Source organism: Actinomycetospora aurantiaca (assembly GCF_037401875.1).
Lineage (GTDB): Bacteria > Actinomycetota > Actinomycetes > Mycobacteriales > Pseudonocardiaceae > Actinomycetospora > Actinomycetospora aurantiaca.
This window is the reverse complement of the sequence record NZ_JBBEGN010000018.1, coordinates 45,356-60,252: the sequence shown is the minus strand read 5'-3', so window position 1 is coordinate 60,252 and position 14,897 is coordinate 45,356. Positions and strand designations below refer to the sequence as shown.

At 74.3% G+C, this 14,897-nt stretch carries 14 protein-coding genes; 6 read left to right on the top strand and 8 right to left on the bottom strand.

Annotated features, from left to right (window positions below; all coding sequences use genetic code 11):
* Position 1: 1 nt before the first annotated feature.
* The 3 genes from WCD74_RS25040 to WCD74_RS25030 are packed head-to-tail and all read right to left on the bottom strand — an operon-like array spanning position 2 to position 2,683.
* Positions 2-892, bottom strand: coding sequence for an SMP-30/gluconolactonase/LRE family protein (locus WCD74_RS25040; RefSeq protein WP_337697623.1), 891 nt, complete (start codon positions 890-892; stop codon positions 2-4).
* Between the two features lie 48 nt (positions 893-940).
* On the bottom strand, positions 941-1,354 hold the full coding sequence (locus WCD74_RS25035; RefSeq protein ID WP_337697622.1) for a DUF1707 SHOCT-like domain-containing protein: 414 nt from the start codon (positions 1,352-1,354) through the stop codon (positions 941-943).
* Positions 1,355-1,402: 48 nt separating this feature from the next.
* Positions 1,403-2,683 (bottom strand): acetyl-CoA hydrolase/transferase family protein, encoded by a 1,281-nt coding sequence (locus tag WCD74_RS25030; RefSeq protein ID WP_337697621.1) that lies wholly within the window; start codon positions 2,681-2,683, stop codon positions 1,403-1,405.
* Positions 2,684-2,783: 100 nt separating this feature from the next.
* Here WCD74_RS25030 and WCD74_RS25025 point away from each other — a divergent pair, with 100 nt between their 5' ends.
* The 4 genes from WCD74_RS25025 (at position 2,784) to WCD74_RS25010 (ending at position 4,983) form a co-directional block, all read left to right on the top strand.
* Positions 2,784-3,104, top strand: coding sequence for a tetratricopeptide repeat protein (locus tag WCD74_RS25025; protein ID WP_337697620.1), 321 nt, complete (start codon positions 2,784-2,786; stop codon positions 3,102-3,104).
* A 141-nt stretch (positions 3,105-3,245) separates the two neighbouring features.
* On the top strand, positions 3,246-3,425 hold the full coding sequence (locus WCD74_RS25020) for a hypothetical protein (protein WP_337697619.1): 180 nt from the start codon (positions 3,246-3,248) through the stop codon (positions 3,423-3,425).
* Positions 3,422-4,186, top strand: a complete 765-nt coding sequence (locus WCD74_RS25015) for a tetratricopeptide repeat protein (protein ID WP_337697618.1) — start codon at positions 3,422-3,424, stop codon at positions 4,184-4,186. The genes WCD74_RS25020 and WCD74_RS25015 overlap by 4 nt, the downstream gene beginning before the upstream one ends.
* A gap of 92 nt (positions 4,187-4,278) precedes the next feature.
* Entirely contained in the window at positions 4,279-4,983 is a 705-nt protein-coding gene (locus tag WCD74_RS25010; protein ID WP_337697617.1) for a hypothetical protein, read from the top strand.
* 7 nt (positions 4,984-4,990) lie between these two features.
* On the opposite strand, the gene WCD74_RS25005 is transcribed toward WCD74_RS25010, so the two are convergent.
* The 4 genes from WCD74_RS25005 to WCD74_RS24990 form a co-directional block, all read right to left on the bottom strand.
* Entirely contained in the window at positions 4,991-6,739 is a 1,749-nt protein-coding gene (locus WCD74_RS25005; RefSeq protein ID WP_337697616.1) for an acyl-CoA dehydrogenase, read from the bottom strand.
* 41 nt (positions 6,740-6,780) lie between these two features.
* Positions 6,781-8,652 (bottom strand): HNH endonuclease signature motif containing protein, encoded by a 1,872-nt coding sequence (locus tag WCD74_RS25000; RefSeq protein ID WP_337697615.1) that lies wholly within the window; start codon positions 8,650-8,652, stop codon positions 6,781-6,783.
* A 96-nt stretch (positions 8,653-8,748) separates the two neighbouring features.
* Complete coding sequence (locus tag WCD74_RS24995) at positions 8,749-10,632, bottom strand: ABC transporter ATP-binding protein (protein WP_337697614.1); 1,884 nt, start codon at positions 10,630-10,632, stop codon at positions 8,749-8,751.
* 40 nt (positions 10,633-10,672) lie between these two features.
* A complete protein-coding gene (locus tag WCD74_RS24990; RefSeq protein ID WP_337697613.1) occupies positions 10,673-11,929 on the bottom strand; it encodes a PucR family transcriptional regulator in 1,257 nt (418 codons plus the stop codon).
* 172 nt (positions 11,930-12,101) lie between these two features.
* Here WCD74_RS24990 and lipP1 point away from each other — a divergent pair, with 172 nt between their 5' ends.
* Positions 12,102-13,034 (top strand): LipP1 family hormone-sensitive lipase, encoded by a 933-nt coding sequence (gene lipP1, locus WCD74_RS24985; RefSeq protein WP_337697612.1) that lies wholly within the window; start codon positions 12,102-12,104, stop codon positions 13,032-13,034.
* A gap of 5 nt (positions 13,035-13,039) precedes the next feature.
* Positions 13,040-14,536, top strand: a complete 1,497-nt coding sequence (locus WCD74_RS24980; RefSeq protein WP_337697611.1) for a flavin-containing monooxygenase — start codon at positions 13,040-13,042, stop codon at positions 14,534-14,536.
* On the opposite strand, the gene WCD74_RS24975 is transcribed toward WCD74_RS24980, so the two are convergent.
* The gene (locus WCD74_RS24975; RefSeq protein WP_337697610.1) at positions 14,533-14,874 is read right to left on the bottom strand and encodes a hypothetical protein; all 342 of its coding nucleotides are present in this window, start codon (positions 14,872-14,874) and stop codon (positions 14,533-14,535) included. The genes WCD74_RS24980 and WCD74_RS24975 overlap by 4 nt on opposite strands.
* Positions 14,875-14,897 lie beyond the last annotated feature (23 nt).

The window sequence follows — 14,897 nt, the reverse complement described above, 5'->3', positions numbered from 1 at the left end:
GTCACGCCATCGGCACGTCCACGGTGACCGCCAGGACGGCGGCCTCCCGGGTGTCCCGGCGGTTGTGCTCGAGGAAGTCCGGGGCGGCGCAGAGGTAGAGGGTGCGGCCGTCGGCGCCGCCGAGCCCGCAGGCGTACACGCCGGTGCCGGGCTCGACGGAGTCGACGATCTCGCCGCCCTCGCGCACCCGGACCGCGCGCCCGCCGAGGGCGTCGGCGACCCAGACGCAGCCCTCGGCGTCGAGCACCGAGCACCCGTCGGGCGCGACGACGAGCTGGCCACCCAGCACGGTCTCCAGGTCCGTCGCCGTCGGGAGGTCGCCGAAGCGGGCCCAGTCGCGGCGCGGGCCGAGCGACCCGTCGTCGTGCACGTCGAAGGCGCTGATCCGGTTGCCGAAGGTCTCGTCGACCAGCAGCACCCCGCCGGAGAGGACGCAGCCGTTGGGGAACCACAGGTCCTCGGCGGCGGCGGTCACGGAGCCGTCGGGGTCGACGCGGTACAGCGTGGTCGGCCCGACGGGCGCGCCGCCCATGAGGTCGAACCCGAAGTTGCCGACCCAGGCCCGTCCGGTCGCCTCGTCGACGATCATGTCGTTGAGCTGCGCGGGCACGCGACCCGAGAGGTCGGCTTGGGTGACGACGGACCCGTCGTCCTCGCGGCGCAGGATGCGGTGGTCGCGCGCGGACACCGCGATCAGCCGGCCGTCGGGGAGCCAGCCGATGCCCGACGGCTGGGCCGGGACCTCGAGCTCGGTGCGCAGGTCGGAGCCGTCCTCGGCCGCCGAGTACACCGCGTGGGTGTAGAAGTCCACGAACCAGAGGCGCCCGCCGTGCCAGCGCGGGCACTCGGTGAAGGACATCCCGTCGACGACGGTGCGGACGGTCCGGCTCACGGTGGTCCTCCTGGCCTCGGCGGTGGGCGCGACGGGGACCGTACCCGCTCAGAACGGACGGTGGCGGTGCCCGAGCGAGCCCATCAGCAGGAAGATCAGCGGGAACAGGACGAAGCCGCCCGCATAGCCCGTGACGACGAGGGCGACCAGGCCGACGGCCAGCAGGATCGGGATCGCGGTGAGCACCCGCATCCGGTGCCGGTCGGGCAGCTGCGGCTGCGCCGGGACGACCGTGCCGGCCGCGGCGAGGTGCGGCTCGGGCAGGTCGTGGAACAGGGCGTCGAGCTCGTCGCGGTAGACCGCGGCGCCCGCCGCCGCGGACCGGTCGCTGTACTCGGCGACGTCGAGGCGCCCGGCCTCGAGGTGCTCGTCCAGCGCCGTCATCGCGGCGCGGCGCTCGTCGTGGCCGACCCGCAGGCGGGACGGTTCGGCCGGGACCCGCTCGGCGTGGTCGTCGTCCATGCCTCCATGGTGCGCCCGGATCGGCGAACCTGCTGTGAGCGTTCTCAGCTACGGGAGCACGTCGAACCGCCGCGCCTCGCGGCGCAGCTCGTCGCGGTGCTCGGGGGCCGCGATCGCGATCAGCTCCCGCGCCCGGTCGGCGATCGAGCGCCCTCGCAGCGAGGCCACGCCGTGCTCCGTGACCACGTGGTCGACGGTGTTCTTCAAGGTGGTGACGACGCTGCCCGGGGTCAGCTGGGCGCGGATGCGGCTGCGGCCGTCGCGGGTCGCGGCGTGCGTGACCAGGAAGGCCCGGCCGCCGGGGGAGTACATCGCGCCGCGGGCGAAGTCCGCCTGGCCGCCCGAGGACGACCAGTAGCGGCCCGCGATCGTCTCGCTCGCCGCCTGGCCCATCAGGTCGACCTCGGTGGTGGCGTTGATCGAGACGAAGTTCGGTTCCCGGGCGACGACGCGCGGGTCGTTGGTCCACTCCACGGGCAGGAAGGCCACGTCGTGCCGGCCGTCGAGCCAGCGGTGCATGGCCTCGTCGCCGATCGAGAAGGTGGTGACGTGCTCGCCGGGGCGCTGGGTCTTGCGGGCCCCGGTGGCGACGCCGAGGTCGACGAGCCGGGCCAGGCCGCTCGCGAGGCACTCGGTGTGGATGCCGAGGTCGCGGTGGTCGGTCAGGGCCTCGGTGACCGCGCCGGGGGTACCGCCGACCCCGATCTGCAGGCACGCGCCGTGCGGGACGAGGTCGGCCACCAGTCCGGCGATCGTGTGGTCGGCGGGGGAGGGCTCGCGGTGGGCGACGACCGGCAGCTCCCGGTCGGTGGCGATCCACCCGGCGACCTGGTCGGGGGTCAGGAGGTTCTCCCCTTGGGTGAAGGGCATCGCGGAGGTGACCTCGAGCAGGAACGGGACCTCGCCGATCATGGAGGCCACGTAGTCCGCGTTCGTGCCCAGGCTGAAGCGGCCCTCGGCGTCGGGCCCCGCGGCCGCCGCGAGCACGACGCTGCGCCGGGTCGCCTGCCGGAGCAGCAGCGGCATCTCGGAGAAGTGGTTCGGGACGAGGTCGCACGTCCCGTCCCGGTAGGCCTGACGCGAGCCGGGGCCGAGGTAGTAGTCCACGTGGCGCAGGTGGTCGCCGAACTCGCCGCGGATGTAGGGGCGCTCGACGAAGGGGTCCATGCGGTGGACCCGGACGTGGTCGAGCTCCGGGGCCAGGTCCTCGAGCAGGTCGAGCAGGGTGCGGGGTTCGCCCTGGGCGATGGGGACGACGACGTCGGCGCCGGGTGGGACGAGGTCCCGCAGCCGGGCGCTCATGCCGTCGGCGGACAGCGGTGCGCTCACCCCGGACCCGTACCCGCGGGGCTGCGGCAGGACCCGGGAATGTCCGGTTCCCCACGGCGGTTGGAGAGTTGACAGTTCAACCGAAGGAGCTGATCGACCTATGACCGCGACCCTCGGCACCCGGTGGGACCGCGCGACCTTCCACGCCGAGCTCGGGCGGTGGATCGAGGCCGCCCGCGAGCTCGAGCCGCTCGTCGCCGAGGAGCCGGACGCCTCGGCGGTGCGCACGCTGCTCGCGCGGGCCTACTACCACTCCGCGCAGCTGCGCCGGGCCGAGGAGCAGGCCCGTCGCCTCGTCGCCGACCGTCCCGACGACGGGTACGCCCAGCTGCTGCTGGGGCGGTCGCTGCAGCGCCAGGGGCGCCACGACGAGGCGTCGGCCCCGCTACGGCTGGCGGCTGCGCTCGGCGTCGCTCGATAGCGGGTCGAGGGTTCGTGTGGGTCACCGACACGCCGCGCTCGGTTGCGCACTACTCGATCTGACCGTCTCCACCTCATACCGCTGACGTCCCGCCTGCGACCGCCGATATCCGGCTCGTCGTGGGAGAGGCGAGGGAGTGGCATGACGCAGGTGGGGGAGCCGTGGGTGGTGGTCCTGTCGGACCCGCGGACGGGGGAGACGGACAGCTTCGGCCCGTATTCCCGGGAGGACGCCGACCGGCTGCGGCTGTGGTGTGCCGCGGAGCTGGACCTCGACGGGCTCGGGGACGTGGTGGTGCTCGTGGCACGGACGCGCTCGTGAGCGCGCCGGGGTGGCTCGCGACCCGGCGGGTCGTGGTCGTCGACGGTGGGACCGGGCAGCCGTCGGTGACCCATGCCCTCGCGGAGCGGACGACGGCCCAGGTGGCGGCTGCGCTGCGGGCGCGGGTCCCGGCCGTCGTCACCGTCGAGCGGATCCTCGCCCGCCACCACGTGGCCGACCTCGCGACCTCCGTGCTCACCGGCACGATGCCGCCCGGGCTCGCGGACGTGGTGGACCTGGTCGGTCGGGCGGACGCCGTCGTCCTCGTCGTGGGGCCGACCGCGCTGCTCGCGACGCTCCTGGCCGCGATCGACCACACCCTCGACGGCGTGCCCGTGCTGGTGGCGGGCGCGTCGTCGAGCGGACCCGCAGCACAGGTCCGGGCCCTCGGTGGGGTCGTCGTGCCGTCGCCGGAGGCGTTGGCCGACGGGGTGGTGCGGCGTGGCGGGCCGGCGACGGTCTCGCTCGAGCCGGTGCCCGAGCCCGTGGCGATGGTCGACGGGAACTGGGAGGACGCGCTTCGGCACGGCGAGCTGGGGGAGTGGAGCGAGGCGGCCCGTCTGCTCGACGGGGTGGTCGAGGACGACCCGGACACCGCGGCGCCCCGGTTGTTGCTGGTGGAGGCCCTGATGTCCTCCGCGCAGTGGCGACCGGCCGCGGCGCACCTGCGCCGCCTGCTCGCGGAGCACCCGGCCGATGAGTACGCCCGGTTCCTGTTCGACCGGTGCACCGCGAACGCGGCGGCAGTGTCGCGGCGGTGACACTGCGACCGTCGGCGCGAGGACGGACACCGGCGACGGCAGGCGCGACGCTGGCCCGGTCGATGCCGACCGATCAGCGGAGCGTGAGTCCCATGACCGTCACCACCCCGTCCACGTCCCCGTCCGCCCCGATCAGGACCGCGGGTGCTCCTCCGGGCCGCGTGTACCCCCTGGCCGGCCGGGGGGCTGCGATCACGCTGCCGTCGGGCGCCGCGCTCGCCCTGGTGAGCACGAGCTTCGACCCGCCGTCGCGGGAGCCGGAGCCGCGGGGCATGTACGTCGCCTACGGGGCCGACCCGGCCGGCGCCGACCTCGCGGCGACGATCCTCCACTACGGCTTCCTGCTGATCGGTGTGGGTCTGCTGCTCGCCGGCGTCGCCCTGGCGTCCCGCCGGGGCCGGGTCGTGACGATCCTGGGCGGCGCGCTGGGCTTCCTCGGCTTCGCGAACCTCTCCGGCTCCGTGCTCGAGGACTGGTTCGACGCCCAGATCTCGGCCGCCTACGGGCCGGACGCCGCCATGGCGATCGCGGAGAAGGCCCTGGGCATGCCGGTGATGACCGCCGGCTGGCAGATCCCCATGGTGATCGGCTTCGCGCTCGGTCCGGTGCTGCTCGCCGTCGGGCTGGCGCGCGGTCGGGTGCTGCCCTGGTGGGTCGTGGCCCTGCCGGTCGCCTGCTCGGTGCTCTTCGTCGCCGCCCACGACCTCGGCGCGGTCGGCTTCCTCATCACGCTGGTGCAGATGGCGGTGTTCGGGCTGATCGCGGGCCGGGCGCTGTGGATCGCACCGTCGGTCTGACCGGGGACTAGACGGCCGGCCAGTCCAGCGTCGTGGTGTCGAGCGAGTCGAGCAGGTCGAACTGCGGACCCGTCCGGGGCAGCTCGAAGCGGAAGAAGTAGCGCGAGGCCGCCCGCTTGCCGACCGCGAACGCGTCGTCCCGGTCGCCCAGGGCGAGCAGCTGCTCCAACCAGATCCACGCTGCGACGACGTGGCCGACGGCCTCCAGGTAGACGCTCGCGTTGGCGAGCGTGACGTCGGGGTCGCCGGTCGCGTGCAGGGTGGCCGTCGTCTTCTCGACCCGGACGAGCGCCGCCTCGAGGGCGGCCGCCTCCTCCGCGTGGGCGTCGGCGCGGGCGATCGTGTCGCGCACGGTCGTCGTCAGGAGCTCGAGGCCGGCCCCGCCGCGCATCACGGCCTTGCGGCCCAGCAGGTCGATCGCCTGGATGCCGTGGGTGCCCTCGTGGATCGGGTTCAGTCGGTTGTCGCGGTAGAACTGCTCGACCGGGAAGTCGCGCGTGTACCCGGAGCCGCCGAGGATCTGGATGGCCAGGTCGTTGGCCGTCACGCACCACTGCGAGGGCCAGCTCTTGGCGATCGGCGTCAGGACGTCGAGCAACAGCGCGGCACGCGCCCGGGCGCTGTCGTCGGGATGGGTGTCCTTCTCGTCGACGAGGCGCGAGCAGTACAGCCCGAGGGCCATGCTCGCCTCGGCGTACGACTTCTGTGCCAGCAGCATCCGCTTGACGTCCGGGTGCTCGGCGATCGGGATCATCGGGCTGGAGACGTCGCGGCCGCCGACGGCGCGGCCCTGCGTGCGGGTCCGGGCGTACTCGAGCGAGTGCAGGTAGCCGGTGACGCCGAGGGCGGCGGCGCCCATTCCGACCCCGACGCGTGCCTCGTTCATCATGTGGAACATCGCCGCGAGGCCGCCGTGCTCGGCGCCGACGAGGTGGCCGACGGCGCCGCCGCGCTCGCCGAAGTTCAGCAGGGTGTTGACGGTGCCGCGGTAGCCCATCTTGTGGTTCAGTCCAGCGAGCGCGACGTCGTTGGGCGTGCCGTCGGCGAGCAAGCGCGGGACGGCGAACAGGCTGATGCCCTTCACTCCGGCGGGTCCACCGGGGATCTTGGCGAGGACCAGGTGCAGGATGTTCGGCGTCAGCTCGTGCTCGCCGCCGGAGATCCACATCTTGGTGCCGACGACGCGGTAGGAGCCGTCGGGCTGTGGCTCGGCGCGCGTGGTGATGTCCGCGAGCGACGACCCGGCCTGGGGCTCGGACAGGCACATCGTCCCGGAGACGCGGCCGTCAAGCATCGGCGGCACCCAGGTGTCGACCTGCTCGGCCGTGCCGTGGGTGAGCAGCAGGTTGGCCGCCGCCGTCGTCAGGAACGGGTAGGAGGCCGTGCCGATGTTGGCGGCCTGGAACCAGGCGAGGGCGGCGCGGGCGACGGTGAACGGCAGGCCGGTGCCACCGTGCTCGGCGGGTACGGAGGCGCCGACGAAGCCCGCCTCGGCGAAGGCCGCGATGGCCTCGGCGACCCCGTCGACGACGACGACCTTCCCGTCCGCGTCCTGGTGCGGCTCGGCGAGGTCGGCGGCCCGGTTGTGCGGCTCGAAGCGCTCCGTGGCGATCTGCTCGGCGAGGTCGAGGACGGCGTCGATCGTGTCGCGGTCGTGGTCCGCGAACGGCGCGCGGTCGGTGAGGTCGCCGACCCGCAGCCAGTCGTGGAGGAGGAAGTCCAGGTCCTGGCGCGAGAGGATGCGGGAGTCGCTCACGCCTCTCAGCGTGACACGGGTGCGGACCGGCCGCCGCCCTGTCAGAAGGGCGGTCGGTCGGTGGCGTAGGGGGTGCGGTCGGTGCGCCCGTGCAGGTGGCGTGCGGTGTCGAGGGAGGCGTCGGTGACCAGGCCGTGTTGGTTGGCGCGGGGTGTGCCGGGTGGTCGCCGGGCGGGTGGGTGCTCGGGGGTGCGGGGTCGGGGGCCGGCGCGGGCGACGGGGTCGGGCATGCGCCGGTAGCGGTGGGGGCGTCGGTGGTGGACCCGGCCGGTGGGGGAGGTCCAGCAGAACAGCCCGGGCCGGGGTTGGGTGACCGTCCAGCCGGTGTCGGGGTCGTGTTTGAAGCGGTGGTCGCGGCGGCAGAACGCGCCGAGGTCGTCGGCGACGGTCCGGCCGCCGTCGAGGACGGACACCGTGTGGTCGAGGTCGCAGCGGGTGGCGTCGACGGCGCAGCCCGGGGCGCGGCAGGTCCGGTCGCGGGCGGTGACCCAGTCGCGGAGCCGGGTCGAGGGGAACCGGTTCCCGGCTTCGGCGGTGGTGGTGGCGGGATGGTCGCCGGTGGCGCGGGCGCGGGCACGGGCCAGGGCGTGGAGGATGCGGCGCAGCAGGTCGCGGGCCGGTGCGGGCAGGGCGGGGTCGTCGAGCCGGGCGGCGAGGGCGTCGAGGTCCGAGGTGTGGGCGGTGAGCTCGACCAGGTGTCGGCGGCGGCGCCCGCCGACCGGGGGCGGTCCGGTGGTCGGCGGGCGGATCGAGAGGGTGTGGTCGAGGGCGCCGGCGGGGTCGTACAGGGCGACCCGCCAACGACCGTGGGCGCGGGCCCAGGCCATCGCGGTGGCGGCGTCGCTGCTGATGGGGCCGAGGCCGGGGAGCTCGCCGGGTCGCTGGTCGAGCCCGAGCACGGTCGACAGCTCGAGGCGCAGCACGGTCCGGGCGCGGAAGACCACCGGTGCGGTCGGGTCCGACCCCGTCTCGGTCGGCGCCCCGGTCTCGGCGCTCGGCTCGTCGTCCGGGCCGCTGTCGTCCGGGCCGTCATCGTCCGGGCCCTCGTCGGGGCCGGGCTCGGGGCGGTCGGGGCCGGGGCCGTCGTCCGGGCTGGGGCTGTCGGGGCCGGGGCCGCCGAGGACGGAGGTGACGTGCTCGACGACGTCGAGGTCGTACATCCCCGCCCCGGCGGGCCCGGTCAGGGTGAGCATGACCTCGGACTCGGCCTCGCCGACCGACACCGACCGGACGCCGGCGCGCTTGAGGCGCAGCAGTACCGCGTGGGCCAGGGCGACGATGCGGTCGTGCGCGTCCTGGGCGGGGTCCTCGGGCAGGTCCAGCCCGCACAGCTCGACCGCTCCCGAGGGCGCGGACCGCAACGCCACCCGCCGGCGCGCGATCGCGGCGGCCCGGCGTCGTTCGGCCCACTGCGGGTCGACGGCCATCGCGACCCGCCCGACCAGCCGGCGCAGCTCGGCGAACCCCAGCGACGGCGCGGACCCGACGACCTCGTCGACCACCGCGCGGGCCTGGGCGTCGTCGAGGTCGGCGACCAGCTCGACGATGTCGTGGGCCTTGCGTTCCTCCAGCCGCCCCGCGGTCATCTCCTCACCGAGGCGCGGGAGCCGCTCGAGGACCTGGCGGGCGAACTCGATCCGCGAGGCGCCGTAGCTCTCCGACCAGCCCAGCGACGTCGCGACGATCTTCCCGGATCGCGGGCGGGCCCGGACCCGCTCGGTGCTGCCGGCCTTCGCCCGCGAGCACTCCAGCACCCAGCGGCACAGCACCGCGGCCTGGGTGTTCGCCGCGGCGAACTGGCGGCTCATGCCCTCGTCGACCCACTGGCCCGGCAACCCCGACGGGTCCACCGGCAGCATCGGCGCGGGCGTCGGCGGCTGCCCCTCGCCCGCCGCACCGATCGCCGTCGTCATGATTCGAACACTAGAGCGACCCCCCGACAATCACGCCCCCGAGAGCCCAGGACACCGCCCAAAGGCACATCACGAACAGGTCACGATCCCGACCGACTACGCGGGCCGCTCGGCGTACGCCCGTCCCTGCAGCCGGAACAGCTCGGCGTAGATCCCCTCGAGAGCCATGAGGGCGTCGTGGTCGCCCTCCTCCGCGATCCGGCCGTCCTCCATCACGACGATGCGGTCCGCGCTGCGGATGTTGGCGAGTCGGTGCGTCACCAGCACCGTCACCCGGTCACCGTCCGCGGAGAGCTCCCGGAGGGCCGAGAACACCCCGTGCTCGGCCCGGGCGTCGAGGGCTGCCGTCGGCTCGTCGGCCACCACCAGCGCGGCGTCCCGGAAGAGCCCGCGGGCCACCGCGATCCGCTGCCACTGCCCGCCCGAGAGGTCCCGGCCCTGCTGGAACTCGCGGGAGAGCACCGTGGACGGCCCCTGCGGGAGGCCGTCGAACACCTCGTCCGCCCCGGACCGGGTGAGGGCGTCGACGTAGGCCGGCTCGTCGGCGCGGCCCAGCCGCCCGATCCGCACGTTGTTCGCGGCGGTCATCGGCCACCGCAACGGCTCCTGCAGCACCAGGGCCACCTGGTCGTGCAGGACCCGCGGGTCCACGCTCGTCGTCGGGACCCCGCCCCAGCGCACCTCGCCCGCGTCGGGCAGGTACAGCCCGACGACCAGCTTCGCGAGCGTGGACTTGCCCGAGCCGTTCTCCCCGACCAACGCGACCGTCTCGCCGCGACGCAGGACGAGGTCGACGTCGTGCACGGCGTCGGCCTCCTGGTCGGGATAGCGGAAGGACACGCCACGGAGCTCCACCGGGTCGGGCCTGGCGGCCCGCGGATCCGGCACCACGCCGCGGCGGTGGCGCCGAGCCTGGTCCACGCACTCCCGGTACAGGTCGATGAACAGGCCCGCCTCGAACAGGAAGTTGGCCTCGGTGACCGTGGTGACCACGGCGGACGCCGCGGTCCGCATCGCGATCACCGCGGTGCCCGCGAGGGCCAGGGGCAGCCCGCCCAGGAAGAGCAGCAGCCCCAGCACCACGTAGCCGAGTGCGGCCCCGACCCCGGAGAGGGCCCGCCCGAGCGTGGTCAGCACGTTGCGTCGGAGGGCCACCCGGACCCCCTCGGCGGCGAGGTCGGCGGCGATGCGGCGGTGCTCGGCGAGCAGGACGTCCTGGCTGGTGAACGCCCGCACCTCCGCGGCCGCCGTGCGTTCCGAGATCAACGACCCCGTGACCGACAGCCGCCGCGACCGGGAGGCCATCGCCAGGTGCGAGCCGAACATGACCCGGATCCCCGACAGGTTCGCCCACGCCTGCGGGATGGCCGCGAGCAGCACGACCGGGGCGAGCACGGGGTGGATCAGGCCGGCCGTGACGGTCGCCGCGACCACCGAGATCACCCCGGCGAGGAGATCGCCGACCATCTGTGCGCCCGACCGGATCCGCAGCAGCGCCGGCCCCGCCTGCTCGACGAGGGAGGTGAAGTCCGGGTCCTCGAACGCCACGAGGTCGGTCTCCACCAGGGAGCGGTACAGCTCGTCCTGCGCCCGTTGCTCCACCAGTGGCACGAGGACCGCACTCGAGCCCCCGGACAGCGCGTCCAGTCCGCCCCGCAGCACCAGGGCAGCGGCGACCACCGCCAGGGCGGGCAGGGCCGCCACGACGCGCTCGGGCGTCGGCCCGTCCGTGAGCAGCTGGGTGAACACCGAGGCGGTCGCCAGCAGCCCGGAGGCCGTGACGACGCCGGAGAGCACCTGGATCACGCCGGTGAGCACCGTCCAGCGCGGCGAGGCCGCCCAGGCCCACCCGACGAGGGTGCGCATCGTCCGCGGGACGGCCCGCGCGACCGCCAGGACGCCGGCCTGCGCCGTGGCCTCGAGCACCACCGCCCACCGCGGCGTCTCGACGTCCTCGGCCCCGATCAGTGGTTCCCCCATGCGGCGAGTGTGCGTCAGGGGCCCGACACCGTCCCGGTCCTCAGCGCCCGGCGCCCAACCACGCGCATGCCAGCAGCGCCAGCTCGACGTCGAGCCGGTCCGGCTCGACCGGCCGGCCGCGGACCTCCTTCGCCCGCCGCACCCGGTACTTCACCGTCGAGGGGTGCACCCCCAACCGGCTCGCGGTCGCGGCGTTGCTCCCGCCGGTCGCGAGGAAGACCTGCAACGTCTCGCGCAGCCGGGCCCGGGTGGCGCCCGGCTCGGCGAGCGGCCCCAGGACCCGGCGCACCCACGCGGTGGCGGCATCCAGGTCGGCGCAGAGCAGCGCGACCGCCCCCACCTCGTCGAACAGCGTGACCGGAGGCGCCGCCTCCCGGGCCGCGAGCGTCACCGCCCGGGCCCGCAGCGCCTGCTCGTGCGTCGCGCGGAACCCCTCGACGCCGCCCGCCGGCGCCCCGCACGCCACCCGGACCGGCTCGCCACCCCGCGCCAGCGCGGCCGCGACGGTCTCCCGCGCCACGGACTCCACCCCGGGCCACCACACCCAGGCGCTCTGCGTGTCCCACGGGACGACGAGCGCCCGCCCGTTCGCCCCGAGCGCGGCGGCCAGCCCGTCCGCGCACCGCTCCAGCACGACCAGCGCCGGACCCGCCGTCGGGGGCTCGTCGAGCCAGAGCACCGCCCCCAGGTGCACCGGCCCGAAGCGGTAGTTGAGCACCGCCTCCACGGCGAGGCGCTCGTCGGGGCCTCCGGGGGCGCGGCGGTCCAGCACGTCGCGGATGCGCGCGACCCGGATCGCGTGGCGGTTCTCCAGCCAGCGGTCGCGCTCGGCCTCGTAGACCGCGACCACGTGCTGGGAGACGTGGTCGACGTACTCGAAGACGGTCAGGACGACGTGCTGGGAGACCGCGGCGACGTCGTCCGGACCGCCCGCCACCTCGTCCAGGCACGAGAACGCCCACTCCATCAGGTGGGCCTGACCGAGCCGGTATGCACGCACGAGGGCGTTCACCGGCACGCCGCGCTGCGCGAGCCGGCGCGCGTACTCGACGGCGGCCGGCGGCGGCTCCACGCCGCGCGGGGACAGGTCGTGCGCCAGCACGTGCAGGATCGTCTCGACGTTGCCCCCGACGCTCGCGCCGAGCAGGTCGATCAGGGCCGGGTCGCCGCGGAGCTCGTCGATGCGCGAGGCGAGCAGGTCCCGGATCGCGGCGCTGATCTCGTCCCGGTGGCGGGCCAGGGCGGCCGCGACGGCGGCCGCCCTCCGGTGCGGCGACCCGGCGTCCGGACGGGTCACTGTGCCGCTCAGTTCCCGCACGCGACCACCGCCCTGTGACTGCCGCCACGAGGACCGTAACCCCCATCCGAGGGACAAGCCACCGTCCGGGAATCGTCCCCGGAGGACGAAGCGCCGCGGTGTGGTCGGGGTCACGGTAGGAGGCCCGACCGTCGATCGCGAGGAGACCCCCGTGCCGCTGCACCCCGAGGCCCAGGCCCTGCTCGAAGGCATGGCCGCGCAGGGCAGCCCGCCGTTCGAGAGCATGACGGTGCCCCAGGCCCGGATGGCCACCGCCGCCTTCCTGGACCTGCAGCCCCCGGCCGAGGAGGTCGGCACCGTCTCCGACCGCGCCATCCCGGGGCCGGCCGGCGACATCCCGGTCCGCGTGTACGTGCCGCACGGGCAGAAGACCCGCGGGGTGCTCCTCTACTTCCACGGCGGCGGCTGGGTGATCGGCGACCTCGAGACCGTCGACCGGCCCTGTCGCAGCATCGCGAACGCGGCCGACGTCGTGGTCGTCTCGGTGGACTACCGCCTCGCCCCGGAGCACCGCCAGCCCGCCGCGTTCGAGGACTGCTACGCCGCGACGCAGTGGGTCGCCGAGCACGCCGAGGAGCTCGGCGCCGACGCCTCCCGACTCGCCGTCGGCGGCGACTCCGCGGGCGGCCACCTCGCCGCGGCGGTGTCCCTCCACGCCCGCGACCACGGCGGCCCGGCCATCGCCTTCCAGCTGCTGATCTACCCGGTGACCGACTTCGCGTTCACGACGCCGTCGCACAGCGAGAACGGCGAGGGCTACCTGCTGCAGCGCGCGACGATGCAGTGGTTCTGGGCGCACTACCTCGGCGCCACCGACCCGGAGAAGGACCAGACCGTCTTCCCGGCGCGCGCCACCGACTTCGGCAACCTGCCGCCCGCCTTCGTCGCGACGGCCGAGTTCGACCCGCTGCGCGACGAGGGCGAGGCGTACGCGGAGTCGATGCGCGCGGCCGGCGTCCCCGTCACGTCCGTCCGCTACGACGGCATGATCCACGGCTTCCTCTGGACGCTCGGCGCCACGCCGTCGGGCGCCCGGCTGGTCGACGACGCCGTCGCGGCCCTGCGACCCGCCCTGGAGGCCTGAGCACCATGACCGTCACCGAGACCCGTCCCGAGACCACCGGCACCGGCGGGGTCGAGCACGTGGACGTCCTCGTCGTCGGGGCCGGCGTCGCCGGCATCGGCGCCGGGCACCACCTGCGCGAGAACTTCCCGGACCGCAGCTTCGCCATCCTCGACACCCACCCGGACCGTGGCGGCACGTGGTGGACCCACCGCTACCCGGGCGCCCGCTCGGACTCCGACCTGTTCACCTACGGCTACCGCCACAAGCCGTGGCGCGGACCGTCGATCGCGTCATCCGAGGAGATCCTCAACTACCTCGACGAGGTCATCGAGGAGGACGACCTCAAGGGCAGCATCCGCTACCAGCACCGGGTGGTCTCCACCAGCTGGTCGTCCGACGACGCCCGCTGGACCGTCGAGATCCGTCGGGAGGACACCGACGAGACCGTGCGGATGACCTGCGGCTTCCTGTGGATGTGCCAGGGCTACTACAAGCACGACGAGCCCTACACCCCGGAGTTCCCGGGCCGGGAGCGCTTCACCGGCCCCGTGCTGCACCCGCAGAGCTGGCCCGCGGACCTGGACTGGACCGGCAAGAAGGTCGTCGTGATCGGCTCCGGGGCGACCGCCGCGACCGTCGTCCCGGCCATGGCCGAGACCGCCGAGCACGTGACGATGCTGCAGCGGACGCCGACGTTCATGATCGCCGCGCCGAAGACCCACGAGCTCGCGATCCAGCTCCGGGCGCTCGACATCCCCGAGGAGTGGACCTACGAGATCCTCCGCCGGACCTACATCGAGCAGTTCAACGAGCTGACCCGGCTCTCGGCGGAGGAGCCGGACGCGGCCCGGCAGTACCTGCTCGACGAGATGCGTCCGCACCTGCCCGAGGACTTCGACATCGAGAAGCACTTCAACCCGGCCTACCGGCCCTGGCAGCAGCGGATCGCCCTGCTGCCCGACGGCGACATGTTCGCGTCCATCAAGGAGGGCAAGGCCTCCGTCGTCACGGACACCATCGAGACGTTCACCGAGACCGGGATCCGGCTGGCGTCGGGTGAGGAGCTCGAGGCCGACATCATCGTCACGGCCACCGGCTTCAACCTCTCCTGCTTCGGCGACGTCGACTTCACCGTCGACGGCGAGCCGGTCGACTTCTCGCAGCGCGTCACGTGGCGCGGGATCATGATCGACGGCGTCCCGAACATGGCCTTCGTGTTCGGCTACTTCCGGCACTCCTGGACCCTGCGGGCCGACCTCATCTCCGACCTCGTCAGCCGGCTCCTGACGCACATGGACGAGAAGGGGGCGCGCTCGGTGACCCCGACGGCGGGTCCGGACGTCGAGCTCCGGCCCTGGTCGGACCCGGAGAACTTCAACCCCGGGTACGTCATGCGTTCGCAGGACCGGATGTTCAAGCAGGGCGACCGCGCCCCGTGGACCCACATGCACGAGTTCGCCGAGGAGCGCCACACCCTGCCCGCGGCCGATCTCGACGACGGGTCGTTGAAGTACAGCTAGGCCGACAGGAAGAGCACGAGACCCGCGAGCACGAGGCTCGTCGCGAGGGTGACCCAGCCGCCGAGGGCGTGGGCCAGCGCGCCCCACCCTCCGTGGCGGGCCCCGAGCGCGGCGACGACGGTGGCCCCGAGCACCCCCAGCCCGATCACGACGACGGCGACGAGCTGGGGGAGTCCGGTGCACAGCAGCGCCGCGCTGCTCGACGTGCACGAGTCCGCCGCCATGGCGATCGGCAGCAGCGCGACCATCCCGACGAAGCCGCCCGCCCCGAGCAGTACCGCGGCATGGACGGCGGAGAGGGTCACGACGGCGGGGTGGGGCCGGGTCTCGAGCATCATGGGGGAGACCCTGGTCGCCCCGA

Bases quoted from the DNA above. Each gene is read 5' to 3' on its own strand.
- WCD74_RS25000 (WP_337697615.1), bottom strand. From the start codon at position 8,652: ATGACGACGGCGATCGGTGCGGCGGGCGAGGGGCAGCCGCCGACGCCC.
- WCD74_RS25020 (WP_337697619.1), top strand. From the start codon at position 3,246: ATGACGCAGGTGGGGGAGCCGTGGGTGGTGGTCCTGTCGGACCCGCGG.
- WCD74_RS24975 (WP_337697610.1), bottom strand. From the start codon at position 14,874: ATGATGCTCGAGACCCGGCCCCACCCCGCCGTCGTGACCCTCTCCGCC.
- WCD74_RS24980 (WP_337697611.1), top strand. From the start codon at position 13,040: ATGACCGTCACCGAGACCCGTCCCGAGACCACCGGCACCGGCGGGGTC.
- WCD74_RS25010 (WP_337697617.1), top strand. From the start codon at position 4,279: ATGACCGTCACCACCCCGTCCACGTCCCCGTCCGCCCCGATCAGGACC.
- WCD74_RS25035 (WP_337697622.1), bottom strand. From the start codon at position 1,354: ATGGACGACGACCACGCCGAGCGGGTCCCGGCCGAACCGTCCCGCCTG.
- WCD74_RS24995 (WP_337697614.1), bottom strand. From the start codon at position 10,632: ATGGGGGAACCACTGATCGGGGCCGAGGACGTCGAGACGCCGCGGTGG.
- WCD74_RS25025 (WP_337697620.1), top strand. From the start codon at position 2,784: ATGACCGCGACCCTCGGCACCCGGTGGGACCGCGCGACCTTCCACGCC.